Annotated in this window: 13 protein-coding genes and 2 tRNA genes; 2 read left to right on the top strand and 13 right to left on the bottom strand. The window is 70.0% G+C overall.

The features are described 5' to 3' along the window. Positions 1-4 precede the first annotated feature (4 nt). The 3 genes from DEJ09_RS15840 to DEJ09_RS15830 form a co-directional block, all read right to left on the bottom strand. A tRNA-Ile gene (locus DEJ09_RS15840) sits at positions 5-79 on the bottom strand. 13 nt (positions 80-92) lie between these two features. Next, the gene (locus DEJ09_RS15835) at positions 93-1304 is read right to left on the bottom strand and encodes a glycosyltransferase (protein WP_110864667.1); all 1212 of its coding nucleotides are present in this window, start codon (positions 1302-1304) and stop codon (positions 93-95) included. Between the two features lie 158 nt (positions 1305-1462). After that, positions 1463-2377 (bottom strand): DMT family transporter, encoded by a 915-nt coding sequence (locus tag DEJ09_RS15830; RefSeq protein ID WP_171907811.1) that lies wholly within the window; start codon positions 2375-2377, stop codon positions 1463-1465. A 39-nt stretch (positions 2378-2416) separates the two neighbouring features. Between DEJ09_RS15830 and def the strand changes: the two genes are divergently transcribed. Continuing rightward, positions 2417-2992 carry a peptide deformylase gene (gene def, locus DEJ09_RS15825; RefSeq protein ID WP_071405349.1) on the top strand — a complete coding sequence of 192 codons (576 nt, stop codon included), beginning with the start codon at positions 2417-2419 and terminating at the stop codon, positions 2990-2992. Positions 2993-3066: 74 nt separating this feature from the next. Here def and DEJ09_RS15820 read toward each other — a convergent pair whose 3' ends face one another. Then, positions 3067-3555: a hypothetical protein gene (locus tag DEJ09_RS15820; RefSeq protein WP_111089185.1), complete on the bottom strand. Its 489-nt coding sequence runs from the start codon at positions 3553-3555 to the stop codon at positions 3067-3069. 52 nt (positions 3556-3607) lie between these two features. On the opposite strand from DEJ09_RS15820, the gene DEJ09_RS15815 reads away from it, so the two are divergent. After that, on the top strand, positions 3608-5110 hold the full coding sequence (locus DEJ09_RS15815; protein ID WP_111089184.1) for a glycosyltransferase family 39 protein: 1503 nt from the start codon (positions 3608-3610) through the stop codon (positions 5108-5110). Between the two features lie 13 nt (positions 5111-5123). On the opposite strand, the gene DEJ09_RS15810 is transcribed toward DEJ09_RS15815, so the two are convergent. The 9 genes from DEJ09_RS15810 to DEJ09_RS15770 all read right to left on the bottom strand — a co-directional run bounded on the left by DEJ09_RS15810 (position 5124) and on the right by DEJ09_RS15770 (position 15264). Continuing rightward, complete coding sequence (locus DEJ09_RS15810; RefSeq protein ID WP_244993470.1) at positions 5124-5699, bottom strand: pentapeptide repeat-containing protein; 576 nt, start codon at positions 5697-5699, stop codon at positions 5124-5126. Positions 5700-5830: 131 nt separating this feature from the next. Beyond that, complete coding sequence (locus DEJ09_RS15805) at positions 5831-7363, bottom strand: hypothetical protein (protein ID WP_111089183.1); 1533 nt, start codon at positions 7361-7363, stop codon at positions 5831-5833. Positions 7364-7449: 86 nt separating this feature from the next. Next, a tRNA-Asn gene (locus DEJ09_RS15800) sits at positions 7450-7522 on the bottom strand. Positions 7523-7637: 115 nt separating this feature from the next. After that, positions 7638-8648 carry a D-isomer specific 2-hydroxyacid dehydrogenase family protein gene (locus tag DEJ09_RS15795; RefSeq protein ID WP_258373927.1) on the bottom strand — a complete coding sequence of 337 codons (1011 nt, stop codon included), beginning with the start codon at positions 8646-8648 and terminating at the stop codon, positions 7638-7640. After that, positions 8645-9574, bottom strand: a complete 930-nt coding sequence (locus DEJ09_RS15790) for an ATP-binding cassette domain-containing protein (protein ID WP_110864664.1) — start codon at positions 9572-9574, stop codon at positions 8645-8647. Before DEJ09_RS15790 ends, DEJ09_RS15795 begins: the two co-directional genes overlap by 4 nt. Positions 9575-9722: 148 nt before the next feature. Then, on the bottom strand, positions 9723-11420 hold the full coding sequence (locus DEJ09_RS15785; protein ID WP_110864663.1) for an ABC transporter ATP-binding protein: 1698 nt from the start codon (positions 11418-11420) through the stop codon (positions 9723-9725). Then, positions 11417-12451 carry an ABC transporter permease gene (locus DEJ09_RS15780; protein WP_111089182.1) on the bottom strand — a complete coding sequence of 345 codons (1035 nt, stop codon included), beginning with the start codon at positions 12449-12451 and terminating at the stop codon, positions 11417-11419. The genes DEJ09_RS15785 and DEJ09_RS15780 overlap by 4 nt, the downstream gene beginning before the upstream one ends. A 2-nt stretch (positions 12452-12453) precedes the next feature. After that, positions 12454-13563: an ABC transporter permease gene (locus DEJ09_RS15775; protein WP_372439454.1), complete on the bottom strand. Its 1110-nt coding sequence runs from the start codon at positions 13561-13563 to the stop codon at positions 12454-12456. Positions 13564-13647: 84 nt separating this feature from the next. Further along, a complete protein-coding gene (locus DEJ09_RS15770) occupies positions 13648-15264 on the bottom strand; it encodes an ABC transporter substrate-binding protein (protein ID WP_111089181.1) in 1617 nt (538 codons plus the stop codon). Positions 15265-15658 lie beyond the last annotated feature (394 nt).

The following is a 15658-nucleotide window of genomic DNA, read 5'->3' as shown; positions in this document are numbered from 1 at the left end:
CACGTAGGGCGGGCGGGACTCGAACCCGCGGATCGTTCGGTTATGAGCCGACTGCCTTGACCAGCTTGGCTACCGCCCCTCGCCGGAGACCCTCAGGCCACCGGCTCACCACGATACAGCGACTCGAACGTCGACAGCGTGCGGTTGATGTCGTGTGCCTCGATCATGGTCAGACTGCGATCCCGCATCGCGACGTACTCCGACTCGGGCGCGGTGAGCACCGTCGTGAGCTTCGCCGCCAGGTCGTCCACGTCGCCCGGGGTGAACAGGTACCCGTTGCCGTCGATCAGGTGCGGCAGCGCCATCGAGTCGGCGGCGACGACGGGCAGCCCCGAGGCCATCCCCTCGAGCGACGAGATGCTCTGCAGTTCCGCCGTCGACGGCATCGCGAACACCGTCGCGTTGGTCAGGGCCTCCTGCTTGCGCTCGTCGGAGACGAAGCCCAGGAACCGCACGCGGTCCTCGAGCCCGAGCTCCTTCGCCAACGCGGTCAGCTTCGGGATCATCTCGCCGTCGCCGACGATGGTCAGCGTCGCGGACAGCTCGGCGGGCAGCAGCGCCACCGCGCGGACGAGCACGTCGAGGTTCTTCTCGGGGGCCACACGACCCACGAAGACGATGTCGTTGTTGACCGGGCGTCCCTCGCGCGCCACGTACCGGGACGCGTCGATGCCGCACGAGATCGCGAGGACCTGCTGGCCGGCGATGGCCTTCCGCAGGTAGTCGGCGGCCAGGTTCGTCGGCGTCGTGATGGTGTCCGCCAGCCGGTAGGTCTTGGCGGCGTCGCTCCAGGCGATCTTCAGCGCGAGGGGCAGCGTCCACTTGCCGAACGGCGTGTACTCGAGCAGGTTCTCCGGCATGAAGTGGTTCGTCGCGATGACCCGGATGCCGCGGTCGTTCGCCTCGTGCACGATGCCGCGGCCGATGACCACGTGCGACTGGATGTGCAGCACGTCGGGCTTGACGGCGTCGAGGATCGGCCCGGTCCACTTCCGGACGCTCCACGGCCAGACGAAGCGCAGCCACGGGTGCAGGGGCCACTTGTACGACTTCAGGCGGTGCACGACGAGCGTGACGCCGTGGTGCTCCTCGTCGAAGGTGCCGTAGTGGCGGCTCGAGGCCGGGGCCACGACGTGCACCTCGTGCCCGCGCTCGGCCAGGCCGACGGCGAGCTGCTCGGCGAAGGTGGCGGCACCGTTGACGTCGGGGGCGAAGGTGTCCGCTGCGATCAGCACGCGCAACGGTCGGTGACCGCCCGTCGCTTCCGTCGGTCCGGCGGTGGCGGTGGTGGCGTCTCCTGACACGGCTGAGTTCGTCCTCTCGTGGGCGATGGCTGGTCGGCAGTGACGCTATCGCACCAGGATCGACGGTCGCGTCAGCCGCGCGGATGAGGGCGGCGACCACCCGGGGTGCGCGGCGAGTGCACCGCCGCGTGCGCGCCGGTCGCCCGCGCCGGCCGGCGTCAGGCCCGGGTCTGCGGGTGGTGCTTGGCGAGCAGGAACACCCCGGTGATGGCGATGCCCGCGGCCACCACGAAGCCCGCGACCGCGAACCACGGCGCCCCCGAGGCCTCGCCGAGCACGATCACGCCGATGCCGACCGCGACGATCGGGTCGATCACCGTCAGCCCCGCGATCACGAGGTCGGCCGAGCCGCTCGAGTACGCGTTCTGCACGAAGTACCCGCCGAGCGACGCCGCCACGACCACCCCGACGATGGCGAGCACGGTCAACCAGTCGAAGGTGCCGTTCACGAACCGGTTCAGCACCACCTTGGCCAGCGTCGCCACGAACCCGTAGAGCACTCCCGCCCCGACGATGTAGTACAGCGCACTGCGGTGCTTGGCGACCAGGCGGAAGGACACCAGCACGAGCACCAGCACAACGGCCAGGATCACCAGCACGGTGACGAGCTGCTGACGGGTGATCGCGCTCTCGTGTCCGACGAACGCCGCGATCCCGACGAAGATGCCGACACCGATGATGCACGTCCACACGGCCCGCCGGGCACGGCGACCGAGTGGCACACCGGACGACCGCGACGAGAACCACGTCGTGATGACGAGGGCGACGGCACCCAGGGGCTGCACGACGATCAGGGGCGCGAACGTGATGCTGATCAGCTGGAGCACCACCGCGATGCCGAGCATGAGCGTGCCGAGCACCCAGTAGCCGCTCGAGACGAGCCCGACGACGTGCCGGACGCTCAGCCCCTTCGACTGCCGACCGAGACGCGCCTCGACCCGCTGGACCCCGCGGCTCTGGAACTGCGCCCCGAGCGACAGGAACACCGCACCGATCAGCGCCACCGGGATCATCAGCGCCTGGAACGGCGTGAGGTTGCTCACGGCGTCGGGCAGCTGGAGGTCCGTCGTCACGCGTCGAGGCTACCGTCCCCCGCCGGATAACCTGGGTGAATGGCCGTTCTCCCGATCCGCATCACCGGCGAACCCGTCCTGCACGAGCGTGCAGCCGAGGTCACCGCGTTCGATGACGACCTCCGCACCCTCGTCGCCGACATGCTCGAGACCATGGACCTGGCACCGGGCGTCGGCCTGGCCGGTCCGCAGGTGGGCGTCGGCAAGCGCCTGTTCGTGTACTCCTACACCGACGACGACGACGTCCTGCACCGGGGCGCCGCCGTGAACCCCGTCCTGTGGATCACGCCCCCGGTGCCCGAATCCGTCGAGGAGCTCGACGAGGACGAGGAGTCCGAGGGCTGCCTGTCGATCCCGGGCGAGCGGTTCCCGCTCCGCCGCTCCGAGGGCGCCCTGCTGCGGGCCTTCGACGAGCACGGCACCCCGTTCGAGGTCGAGGCGCACGGCTGGCTGGCCCGGATCTTCCAGCACGAGTACGACCACCTGGACGGCTGGCTCTACGCCGACCGCCTGGTGCACCCCTACGGCAAGCAGGTCGCCAAGGCGATCCGCAAGAGCAGCTGGGGCGGCCCCGGCCAGTCCTGGTTGCCGGGTCGCGACCACCCCGAGGGCTGACTGACGCCCGTCGGCGTCGGCACCCCGTGCCGTCCAGCCCGTCGCTGGTCCGGCGGGCGGCCTGGAGGCCCGGCTCAGCCCCGGTAGGCGGCCAGTGCGTCGCGCAGGCGGTCGGTCTCCGGGTGCCCGGGGCAGTACCGCAGGAGCCCGGCGGCCACGTGCGCACCGCGCGCGTCGGCGACCGCCGACGTCCACGGCGCCGAGCCGCGGACCGCGCACGTGCTCGCGAGCTCGACCAGGGTCGCGTCACCGCGCGCCGCCGCCACCGCGGCCTGCTGCTGGCTCGACGGCACCGACCCGGTCAGGCGCTTCGCCGAGCAGTCGGCGCGCTCGGCCTCCCACACCGCCGAGTAGGTGGTGTAGGTCTCGCTTTCCGATCCGTCGGCGGCGCAGACGAACGCGAAGACCACGGGCGACGCGCCCGAGCCCAGGCCGGTGTCGGAGCTCGTCGGGTCCTCGGACGCGTCGGTGTCCGGGCCGACGCTGCTGCAGCCGGTGAGCACCGCCGTCACGGCGACGACGACGACGACGAGCGTGAGTCGAGGCGAACGGGAACGGTGCACCTGTGAACGCTAACAGCAAGCGCTGCGGACGACCCGTACGGCGGCTCCTGCGATGATGGTCCGGCATCGCCCTGTCCTGGAGGTCCTCATCCCCCGCCTGCACTCCCGCCCCGTCCGTGCGACGGCCCTCGTGGTCGTCGCCCTGGCTGCTGTGTTCGTCGCCTACTGGCACCTCGGCCGTCCGACCATCGTGAACGACGAGTTCGTGTACCTCCGCGCGAGCTGGGCCTACGTGCACGGGAACTTCTCGCTCAACCTCGAGCACCCGCCGCTCGCGAAGTACGTGTACGGCGTGGCGCAGCTCCTGGTGGGACAGGGGCCGCTCGGACCGAGGCTGGTGGCTGCGACCGCGATGCTCGGCACGGGTGTCGTCCTGTTCCTCTGGCTGCGACGCGAAGTCGGCTTCTGGACCGGCCTGACCGCGGCGGCGATGTGGTGGCTGACGCCGCGTGGCTCGGGCTCGTCCTGGGCGGAAGCCGGGTCGGTCATCGGTGTCCGCATCGACCGGTTCGCGATGCTCGAACCCCTCATGGTCTTCTTCGCCGTCGCCTCGCTCGCCGCGGCCTGGCGCTGGATGCGGACAGGCAACCGGTGGTGGGTGGCCGCATCGGGTGCGCTGCTCGCACTGTCCGTGACCTCGAAGGTGTCGACGGCAGTGCTCGTCCTCGCCGTGGGAGCACTCCCCTTGCTGTTCCGTCGGTGGCGCGACCTGGGGGTCGGTGCACTGTACGGCGGCATCGCGTTCGTGGTCGTGTTCGTGGTCGTCTACCTGCCGGTCGGGCTCTTCGGGGCCATCGGGCAGATGCTCCGGTTCCAGGCGCAGCAGAACGCCCACGGGCACCCGACGACCATCCTCGGGACGATCTACCCGGCGGCACCGTGGTGGGCGAACTTCGCCTTCCTCGCCGACGGCACGGGCTGGTTGCTGCTCACCGTCCTGACCATCGGTGTGGTCGCCGCCCTCGTCATCCGACCGGACCGCCTGGTCGCGTACCTCGGCATCGCCCTCGGTGTCTTCCTCGTCTTCTACGTCATCGTCGCCAACGTCTCGCTGCCGTACTACTACGACGCGTGGATGCCGTTCATCATCGCCTTGGCGGCGATCGGGTACGGGCGACTGGCGACCGTCCGGCCGCCCGTCGGACGCATTGCGGCGGCAGTGCTCGTCGCCGCGCTGCTCATCCCCGTCGCCCGGCTCGGCGTCGCCGTCGTGCAGACCCGTCCAAGCGGCATCGCTCTGCTCTCGGATGCTCTGAAGGTCCGCGGACACGACTCCGAAGGCGTCCTCTTCAGCCAGTTCAGCGCCAACACCTGGCGCATCTACTTCGGGGACCGTGGCTCCATGCGCCCGGAGAACGGACCGTTCGACGCCGTCGTCGTCGGCTCGGACACCCGGCGGACCATGCCCGAGCAGGTCCGGACGTTCCTCGACGAACACGCTGCAGAACTCCAGCACTTCCGGCTCGACTACCTCGACGTCTACGTGCCCCGACAGGGCATCATCGAGGACAACAACCGGGACGGCACGCTCAGGGTCGAGCCCGACGCTCGCTGACCGCGATCGAGGTTCAGCTGTCCTGTCCGGCGACGACGACGTCCACCGGCGCCTCGAGACGACCGCCGTGTCGTGCGTCCGTGCGGATCTGGCACCGGACGGTCGTCGTGCCGACCGGCGCGGTGACCACACGGTCACTGCAGTTCGGAGAAGTCAGTCCGAGTGGCAGTTCCAGTCGGAGCACGACGCGGACTGCTGTGCCGTCGGTGCTCCGGACCGAGAGCGCTCCGGGTTCCAGTGCTGTGCCCCGGACGCTCATCTGCTCGATCCGAGCGCCCGACAGGTCGGCACCGGAGACGTCTGCACCGTCGATCCGGGCGGAGGAAAGATCAGCGTCCGCGAGCCGGGCTCCGCGCAGATCAGCACCGCGCAGATCGGCGGCGTGCAGATCAGCCTCCCGGAGGTCCGCGCCGCGCAGGTCGGTCGAGCGCAGGTCGGCTCCGAAGAACACGGTCTCGGAGAGGTCTGCGTCACGGAGGTCAGCACCACGCAGGTCTGCGAGCCGGAGGTCGGCCGTCGAGAGATCGACCGATGACAGGTCGGCTCCGGGGCACGCCGTCGCCGTGGCCGGCCCCGGCTCGGACACCACCGCACAACCGTCGACATCGTGACTCGTACCCCCGTCGTCGCCCGGCCTGAGGAAGGCTGCGACACCGATCACCACGACGAAGGCAGCTGAGGCGACTCCGACGCTCACCCCACGGGCGCGACGGGACGCGCTCACGACTCGACCCCGGTCAGCCATCTCGGCAGGACGTCGAGCCCCCAATCGGAGTACCACGCGGCGGAGTGTGCGTAGGGGAAGAACGCGCTCAGCGGGTTGTACAACACGAAGAGCGCGGCGAGCACCACGCCGACCACGGCCGTCGCGACGGAACGCGTTCGCGGTCGGAGACGTCGGAGCCACGTCCGGACACCGACCAGGACGACGACCACGGCCAACGGCATCGCTGGCAACAGGTAGCGACCGGAGAATGCGTACGACTCCCCCAAGTTGACCATCGTGGCGGCGTTGAAGCAGAGGACGGCGAACGTGTAGGTCGCCGCGACCGCGGCGCACCACGTGAGCGCCGCATCGTGCAGGATCCGTCGGGCCTGCGTCAGCGCGATCCCGATGCCGACGACGGCGCTCGAGGCTCCGAACACGACGACCGACGGGTTCGGACGCCACGGGAACGAGGCGCCCCAGAAGAAGAACAGTGACTGGAAGTAGATCGTCACCCATGACCACAGGAAGGACAGCGGCGCGAATGCCGGCAGCGTTCCGTTCACCTCGGCCAGGTCGTGGGCGCGGGAAGCGGCGTAGTTCCGGCGGAAGATCGCGTAGTCCATGCAATCGGCACGACTGTGCAGGGCAGTACAGGCGGGGTTCACCGCGTGGAACTGCAACAGGTTCAGACCGAAGCGCTCGATCGCGAGAGCGGTCAGCACACCGCCGATCACGAGCAGCACGATCGACTGTCCGGGTCGCGCGCGGAGTCCCCCGACGGTTCGCTGCACCGGGTGCCGCAACCACGACCAGCCGGCGGCGCGGTACCGCAGCAGGATGGCGAAGAACCCTCCCGCGAGCACGAACGGTGCCTGCGAGTACTTCATCAGGAGGGCGAACAGCGCTGCGACGGCCATCCAGGCCAGCGTGCGTAGTCCCCCACCGCGGACGAAACGGACCGCGACGGCGGCGAACACGAAGAGCGCTGCCATGGCCGGGGCGTCGTAGCTCACCGACGCGGCCTGCCAGGTGAACCGCCCCGTGAACGCCGTCGCCACGATCGCGAGCAGCCCGATCGACGCGGGGACGCGAGCGTGCTGGAACAGCGACCGGAGCGCGATGAGCCCCGAAGCTGCCCACAGCACGTCCACGGCACGGAGAACGAAGACGACTTGCTCGTAGTCGAGCCCGATCGCGAGTGCTCCGCGCGCGGGGAACGACATCAGGTAGTGGTACAGGTACAGCGGCGACCGGACGAGCTCGCCCATCCAGAGCTGCGACGGGTCGACCTGCTGCAGGTAGGGGCCCGCGAGCACGGGGCGCTCGGCGTAGAGCAGGATGTTCCAGACGTGCCCTCGCTCGTCCGGGGCCGCGGCCACGTGGACGTGGAACCACCCGGCGAAGGCGAACCCCATGACGACGAAGACCGTCAGCACCACCACGAACGACGCTCGTGACGACAGTGCGACGTCCACCGCCTGCACGACGGACCGCCGCTCCGTTCGCTCCGAACGTCCGCGGCGGGACTCCCGAGTGTTCGTCATGACGGAACGATCGTACAGGGAGCCCCGAACGCGCACGACGACAGCAACGCAAAAGATCCCCACCCCGAAGGGATGAGGACCTGTCGCTCCCCGAGTTGGACTCGAACCAACAACCTGCCGGTTAACAGCCGGCTGCTCTGCCAATTGAGCTATCGAGGATCACTGTCCGCTGGCGAATGACGTGCGAACAACGGGTAACAGCATAGCAGGACGCCGAGGCCCTCCACCGCATCGGACACGCCGCCCGGGCGCGCCGCGCCCCGAGGCACCCGTGTCAGTACCCGGCGACCGGGTCTACGACGCCGACGAAACCCTCGCCGTCGCCCCCGAGGAACGCCGCGGCGTTGAGCCGGACGCGCTCGGCGAGCAGCGGTGCGACCATCTCCGGGGTGTCCGCCTGGTGCGGGGTGACGATCACGCCGGGCTCCGACCAGAGCGGGTGCCCGTCAGGCAGCGGCTCGGGGTCGGTGACGTCGAGGCCGACCGCGGCGATCTCCCCCGCGCGCAGGGCGGCGACCAGTGCGTCGGTGTCCACGAGTCCACCGCGGGCGATGTTCACGAGCCGGGCGGACGGCTTCATGATCCGGAACTGCTGCTCGCCGAAGAGCTTCGCGGTGCCCGAGGTCATCGCCGCCGCGATCATCACGACGTCGGCGTCGGGCAGGACCCGGTCGAGCTCGTCGGTGGTGACGGTCCGCGAGGCTCCCGGCACGGGCTCGGGCGAGCGGCGCACGACGGTGACGTCGACGTCGAACGGGGCGAGCAGCCGGAGGTACTCGAGGGCGATCCCGCCGGCACCGATCACGACGACGTTCCGCCCGTACAGCGAGACACCCTCGGGCTCGGTGGCCCACGACGATGCTCGCGCGCGCTTCTGCAGGACCCGGAGCGTGCCGAGGGTCAACGCAAGCGCGTGTTCGGCGACCGGCTCCGCGTAGGCACCCTTGGCCGAGGTGAACAGCACGCGGTCGCCGTGCTCCTGGATCAGGTGCGCGAAGGCGTCGACGCCGGCGAACGGCAGCTGCACCCAGCCCACACCCGGTGCCGACGACAGCGCGTCGGCGAGTCCGGCCGGGTCGCGGGGGTCGAGCCAGACGATCCCGCGGGTGTCGGCGTCGAGCGGCGCGACCGTGCCGCCGGCCTCGGTCACGGCGTCCACGTGCAGGTCCGTCGGTTCCGGCAGCACGGCGACCGGCCCGGGCTGCGGGGCGTCGATCGGCAGCGGTGCACCCGACGTGGGGACGACGGCGCGGTGGCCGCGGGGGCCCTGGTCGGTGGTGCTCACGCGTTCTCCTGACGGTCGGTGCGCGGGCCGGTGCCGGCGGCGAGCGGACGGCGCGGCGCGGACGAACGGCGGGCCGTCGTCGGTGCCGGACGACGCTTCACGCCGCGGGCCGCGGTCGAGGCGAGGGTCTTCACGTAGGGGTCGACGGGGTTGTCGAGGACCTCGTCGAAGGTGCCGAGCCCGACGAGCCGGGCATCGGCCATCACGGCGACGCGGTCGGCGAGGGCGCGGGCCTCGCGCAGGTCGCTGGACACGACGACGGCCGAGAACTGCCGGCCGCGCTGCAGGGTCGCCAGGGCCTCGAGCACGGACTGCCGCACGAGTACGTCGACGCCACGCGCCGGTTCGTCCGCGACCAGCAGCTGGGGCTCGAGCACGAGCGCCTTCGCCAGGGCGACACGCTGACGCTGCCCGCTCGAGAGCTCCCAGGTGTTCAGGCGCATCGCCCCGAGCGGCAGGTGCACCGCGTCGAGCAGCCGGGCCACGATGAGCCCGGCCTCGCGCCGGTCGAACCGGCGGTCGCGGGCGTAGATCGGTTCGGCGACGGCCTCGCCGACGGTCAGGTCCGGGCTGAGCCGGTCGGCGCCGTCCTGCGGCAGGTACCCGATCCGGCCGCTCAGCCGTTCGAGCTTGCGCGACGAAGGGCGGAGGCCCCGGGTCTTCTGGCCGAGCACGGTCAGCTCGCCGCCGACGATGTGCCGACGGAGGGCGCCCTCGCCCTCACCGTGGGATCCGAGCTGGCCGGCGATGGCGGCGGCGAAGGTCGACTTACCCGATCCCGACTCACCGAGCAGGGCGAGGATCTCCCCCTGCCGGACCGTGAGGCTCACGCCGTCGACGGCCCGGATGGACTCGCCCCCGCGTCCGCCCCGGTACTCGATCGACACGTCGTCCGCGACGACCGCCGGTCCGTTGACCGCGATCATGGGTCCCCTTCCACGCCGCCCCCTGGCGGCGGTTCGCGACGGGCCGCCCTGGCAGGTCCGTCGTGCGTGCAGCAGTGGAGACGACCGCCCTGGAGGCCCGGCGTGCGTCGACGACGCTGGCCGGGCCTCCAGGGCGGGTCACGTCGGGTCAGGACCCGACGTTCTCCAGTCGCTCCAGCGTACGCCGTCGCTCCGCCTGCTCGGCTGGGTCCGGCACCGGCAGCGACGCGAGGAGCCGCTGCGTGTAGGGGTGCTGCGGCGCGCCGAGGACCTGCGCCGTCGTACCCGTCTCGACCAGGTCGCCGCGGTACAGCACCGCGATCCGGTCGGACAGCGCGCCGACGACCGCGAGGTCGTGGCTGATGAACAGCGAGGCGAAGCCGAGGTCCTGCTGCAGCTCGAGGAAGAGTTCGAGCACCCGGGCCTGCACGGAGACGTCGAGCGCACTCGTCGGCTCGTCGGCGATGAGCAGCTTCGGCCGGAGCGCGAGCGACCGGGCGAGCGATGCACGCTGGCGCTGCCCGCCGGAGAGCTCGTGCGGGTAGCGGTCGCCGTAGGCGGCCGGCAGCTGCACGGCCTCGAGCAGCTCGTCCACCCGCTTGCGCGCGGCACGGGGGCTCGAGACCTCCTTGTGCACGACCAGCGGCTCGGCGACGCACTCGGCGATCGTCAGCAGCGGGTTGAACGAGGTCGCCGGGTCCTGGAACACGAACCCGATGTCCTTGCGCAGGTGCTTGAAGTCGCGTTCGCGGTACCCGAGCATCTCGGCGCCGAGCACCTTGAGCGAGCCGCCGGTGACCTTCGTCAGGCCCGCCATGGCCCGGCCGATGGTGGTCTTGCCCGAGCCGGACTCCCCCACCAGGCCGAGGACCTCGCCCGGACGGATCGCCAGGTCGACGCCTTTGACCGCCTTGAACGCGGGCGAGCCGAGCCGCCCGGGGTACTCGATCTCGAGCCCCTTCGCCTCGACCAGCGGGGTGACGTCCTCGGAGATCGCGGCGCGCCGGGCCACCCCGGTGGACGCCTCGAGCCGGGGCACCGCCGCGAGCAGCCGCTTGGTGTAGTCGGCCTGCGGCGTCGCGAACAGTGCCGTCGCCGTGGCCTCTTCGACGATCTCGCCCTGGTACATCACGGCGACGCGGTCGGCCAGGTCGGCGACGACGCCCATGTTGTGCGTGATGACGACGATCGCGGTGCCGAACTCGTCGCGGCAGCGGCGCAGCAGGTCGAGGATCTCGGCCTGCACCGTGACGTCGAGTGCCGTGGTGGGCTCGTCCGCGATGATGACGCTCGGCTCGAGGGCCAGTGCGCTCGCGATGACCACGCGCTGCTTCTGCCCACCGGAGAACTGGTGCGGGTAGTGGTCGACGCGGGTCTCGGGGTCGGGGATGCCGACGCGACCGAGGTAGTCGATGGCCTTCGCCCGTGCTTCCTTCTTGGACACGCCGCCGTGGGCACGGAGCCCCTCGGCGATCTGCCACCCGACGGTGAAGACCGGGTTGAGCGCGGTCGACGGCTCCTGGAACACCATCGCACCGGCGGTCCCACGGAGCTCGCGGAGCTTCTGCGAGCCGACCGACACGACGTCGGTGCCGTCGAGCAGCACCGCGCCGCCGAGTGTCGCCGTCTCCGGCATGAGCCGCAGCATGCTGCGGGCCGTGACGGACTTGCCGGAGCCGGACTCGCCGACCAGGGCGAGGACCTCGCCGGGGCGGACGTCGAGGCTGACGCCCTTGACCGCGTCGACGGCGCCGCCGTCGGTCGCGAAGGTGACGGTCAGGTCGTCGACGACGACGACCGGCTCGGTGGTGGTGTCGCCCGGTTGCAGGCGGGTGGTCGGGGTCATGCGCCCGTCCCTTCCGTGTCGTTCCCGGCGGTGCGCGGTGCCTCGGGGTTGCGCGTGTCGCGCGTTTCTCTCGTGGACACGAGCTGCTTCAGGCGTCGGCGTGCCCGCAGGCGGGGGTCGGAGATGTCGTTCAGGCTCTCGCCGATGAAGGTCACACCGAGCACGAGCACCACGATCGCGACACCCGGGTAGACACCTGTCCACCAGACGCCGCTCGCGACGTCCGAGAGTGCACGGCTCAGGTCGTAGCCCCACTCGGCGCCGGACGTCGGGCCGATGCCGAACCCGAGGAAGCCGAGGCCGGCCAGGGTCAGGATCGCGTCGCTCGCGTTGAGCGTCAGGATGAGCGGCAGGGAACGGGTCGAGTTCCGCAGGACGTGCCGCGTCATGATGCGCCACGGGTTCGTGCCCATCACGCGCGCCGACTCGACGAACGCGTCGTTCTTCAGCCGGACGGCCTCGGCACGGACCACGCGGAAGTACTGCGGCACGTACACGACGGTGATCGAGATCGCCGCCGCGATGATGCCGCCCGAGTAGCTCGAGTTGCCGCCGGAGATGACGATGGACACGATGATCGCGAGCAGGAGCGACGGGAACGCGTAGATGGCGTCGGCCACGACCACCAGGACGCGGTCGAGCCAGCCGCCCAGGTACCCGGAGACCATGCCGAGCAGGACGCCGACGATGATCGAGACGATCACGGCGACGATGACGACGAGCACGGCCGTGCGGGCGCCGTAGAGCACGCGGCTGAACACGTCGAAGCCGCCGACCGTCGTGCCCCAGATGTGCTCGGCACTCGGTGCACCGGTGCGCGGGAAGCTCTGCCCGTCCGCGCCCTGCAGCTGACCGAAGCCGTACGGGGCGAGGAGCGGGGCGAACACCGCGACCAGCAGGTAGAGGGCGCAGATGACCACGCCGACGATGAGCATGGCGCGCTGCCAACCGGTGCTCCGGCGCAGCTGGACCACCACGGGGAGCCGCTTCCAGAGCGGCTCGTGGCGGTCGACGAGGGTGGTGTCGGCCATCGTCAGAACCTCACTCTCGGGTCGATCAGGGCGGCGACGACGTCGACGATGAAGTTGGTCACCGCGACGATCACCGCCAGCATCGCGACGATGCCCTGCACCGCGACGAAGTCACGGGCCGACAGGTACTGGTTGAGCTCGAAGCCCAGCCCACGCCACCCGAAGGTCGTCTCGGTGAGCACCGAGCCGCCCAGGAGCATCGCGATCTGCAGCCCCATCACGGTGATGATCGGCACGAGGGCCGGACGGAACGCGTGGGTGCGCACCAACCGCGATTCGCGCACACCGCGGGACCGGGCGGCGTCGACGTACTCGGAGCCGAGTGAGCCGATCATGTTCGCGCGCACCAGGCGCAGGAAGATGCCGGCGGTGAGCAGGCCGAGCGTCAGCGCGGGCAGGACGGCGTGCTGGAGCACGTCGCCGATGACCTGGGCGTTGCCGGTGCGGAGCGCGTCGATGATGTAGATGCCGCTCGCGCCGGGGATGCCGTCGAGGATGAGCGACACCCGGGTCGAGGCACGGTCACCGAGGGGCAGCCAGCCGAGCCACACCGAGAAGACGAGCTTGAGCAGCAGACCGCCGAAGAACACCGGCGTGGCGTAGGTGAGGATCGCCAGCGCGCGGAGCAGCACGTCCGGCCACTTGTCACGCGTGTACGCGGCGAGCATGCCGAGGGGGATGCCGAGCACGAGCGCGACGATGAGCGCGTAGAACACGAGCTCCGCGGTCGCACCGCCGTACGTGACGATGATGTCGGTGATCGGACGGTTGTCCGTCGACGAGGTGCCGAAGTCACCGCGCAGGATGTTGCCGAGGTACTCGAAGTACTGCACGAGCACCGGCCGGTCGTACCCGGCGGCGTGCAGGCGTTCCTGCAGCTGGCTCGGCGTGAGTCGACCGCCGACCGATGCGGTGATCGGGTTCCCGATGACGCGCATCAGGAAGAACACGAGCGTCACCAGGATGAAGACGGTCGGGATGATGAGGAGGAACCTGACGAGGATGTACCGGCCGAGTCCGCCACCACTGTTCTTGGCACTGCGTTGTGCCTGTGGCTTGGTGGGATCGGTGCCGTTCACGTCCTGCGTCGCCTCGGGAGTGCTGAGGGTCACGGGGTGTGTGCCTTTCGTCGCCGTTGCACAGGCACGCGGGCGCTCCTCGTGGGAACGCCCGCGGCCTGCACGTGGGGCTTGGTGCTACTTGCTCAGGGTGGCGTACCGGAACTTGAACGAGGCGTCGAGGGTCAGGCCCTTGACGTCCTTGCCGGCGACCGCGACGGACTTGCCCTGCAGCAGCGGCAGCGTCGAGATCTGGGTGGCCTCGCGCTCCTGGGCCTGCTCGATCAGGTCAGCACGCTTGTCCGGGTCGGACTCGGCCTGCTCCTTCGCGATGAGGTCCTGGATCTCCGGGTCGTCGTAGTGGTTCTGGACGAAGTTCTCCTTGGTGAAGAACGGCGACAGGTAGTTGTCGGCGTCGGAGAAGTCCGGGAACCAGCCGAGCTGGTACACGGGGTAGGCGTCCTTGGTGCGCTCCTGGGCGTAGGTCGTGTAGACCGTCGACTGGATGTTGACGGTGAACAGACCGGAGTCCTCGAGCTGCTGCTTGAGCAGCGCGTACTCGTCGTCCGAGGCCGAACCGTAGTGGTCGGGCGCGTACTGGATGTCGAGCTGCACCTTGCCCGTGACGCCGGCGTCAGACAGCGTCTTCTTCGCCTTGGACACGTCCGCGCCGCCGGCGCCGTCGCCGTACATCTCCTTGAACGGCTGGACCGCGCCGGTCAGGCCGTCCGGGACCATCGAGTACAGCGGGGTGAAGGTGTCGTTGTAGACCTCCTTCGCGAGCTGGGCGCGGTCGACCACGTCGGCGGCTGCCTGACGCACGGCCAGGGCCTTCGCCTCGTCGGCGTCGTCCTGCCCGGTGCCGAACGGCTGCGTCTTGAAGTTGAAGACCACGTAGCGGATCTCGCCGCCGGGGCCGTCGGTGACCTTGAGGGAGTCGTCCTTGCGCAGGTCCGAGATGTCGGTCGGCGTCAGGGAGCGGTACGCCACGTCGACGTCGCCCTTCTGGACGGCGAGCTTGAGGTCGGTCTCCTTGGTGTAGTAGCTGGCGGTGACCTCGTCGGTCTTCGCCTTGCCGAGGAGGCCGTCGTACTTCGGGTTCGTCTTGTACTGGATCGTGTCGTTCTCCTTGTAGGAGCTGATCTGGTACTGCCCGGCGAACGCCTTGCCCTTGACGATGTCGTCGGCACTGGTGAGCTTCGTCGCGCTGAAGACGTCCTCGTCGACGATCGGACCCGCGGGGCTCGAGAGCACCTGCGGCCAGGTCTGGTCGGCGTGGTCGAGGTTGAACACCACGGTGGTGTCGTCCGGGGTGTCGATGCTCTTGAGGTTGGCCAGCAGCGACTGCGGACCGTTCTCGTTGTTGATCTTCAGCTCGCGGTCGAACGAGAACTTCACGTCGCTCGACGTGAGCTTGTTGCCGTTCGCGAACTCGAGCCCGTCCTTGAGGGTGACCTCGTAGGTGGTCGGGTTCGTGAACTCCGCCTTCGTGGCGATGTCCGGTTCGACGTCCGGGCTCCCCACGGGCGTGTTCATCAGGAACGGGAACACCTGGTTCTGCACGGCGAAGGAGCCGTTGTCGTAGGAACCGGCCGGGTCGAGGGACGTGATCTTGTCCGTCGTCCCGATGCTCAGGCCGTTCAGTTCGGTGTCACTCACGCTGCTGCTCGCGCAGCCGGTCAGCACCAGCGCCGTCGCTGCTGCACCGGCGCCGAGCGCGATGCCGCGCTTGCCCCACTTGGTCACGGATGCCATGTCCGCTGCCTCTCTGGTCATGATTGCAAGAGTCCTGAGCCGGAGGGTGGAACGTCTGTGTGCCCGGCCAGGAACGCTCATTGGTATCACCCTGTCACGGAACAGAACGAACCGGGGGCGATTTGTTTACACCGCTGTAATGCACGGGCCCGCCGCGTGATGCATGATTCCGCCGGAGTCGAGCGGCGCGTCACGCACGAAAGTTGCGTGGTGCAACCGAGGCGGTCTGGCACTCGAGAGCGCCTGTCGAGCGGCGGTTCGTGCGACCTCGGCGGTGCGTGGGTGGTCAGGACGTGCCGCGTGTGGGGCGTCGAGTGGTCGCAGATCGTCGGCTGGCCGGGGTCCGGCCGACGGGACGTGACCGCGCGCGGTGGGGCGGGCGGTGAGTCGTGAC

The organism is Curtobacterium sp. MCLR17_055 (assembly GCF_003234305.1).
GTDB classification, from domain to species: domain Bacteria; phylum Actinomycetota; class Actinomycetes; order Actinomycetales; family Microbacteriaceae; genus Curtobacterium; species Curtobacterium flaccumfaciens.
The sequence above is the reverse complement of the archived record's forward strand: the minus strand, read 5'-3'. Positions and strand labels throughout refer to the sequence as shown.

Excerpts from the sequence above, each read along its gene's own strand:
- DEJ09_RS15815 (WP_111089184.1), top strand. The coding sequence starts at position 3,608 with ATGATGGTCCGGCATCGCCCTGTCCTGGAGGTCCTCATCCCCCGCCTG.
- DEJ09_RS15770 (WP_111089181.1), bottom strand. The coding sequence starts at position 15,264 with ATGGCATCCGTGACCAAGTGGGGCAAGCGCGGCATCGCGCTCGGCGCC.
- DEJ09_RS15785 (WP_110864663.1), bottom strand. The coding sequence starts at position 11,420 with ATGACCCCGACCACCCGCCTGCAACCGGGCGACACCACCACCGAGCCG.
- DEJ09_RS15790 (WP_110864664.1), bottom strand. The coding sequence starts at position 9,574 with ATGATCGCGGTCAACGGACCGGCGGTCGTCGCGGACGACGTGTCGATC.
- def (WP_071405349.1), top strand. The coding sequence starts at position 2,417 with ATGGCCGTTCTCCCGATCCGCATCACCGGCGAACCCGTCCTGCACGAG.
- DEJ09_RS15780 (WP_111089182.1), bottom strand. The coding sequence starts at position 12,451 with ATGGCCGACACCACCCTCGTCGACCGCCACGAGCCGCTCTGGAAGCGG.
- DEJ09_RS15805 (WP_111089183.1), bottom strand. The coding sequence starts at position 7,363 with ATGACGAACACTCGGGAGTCCCGCCGCGGACGTTCGGAGCGAACGGAG.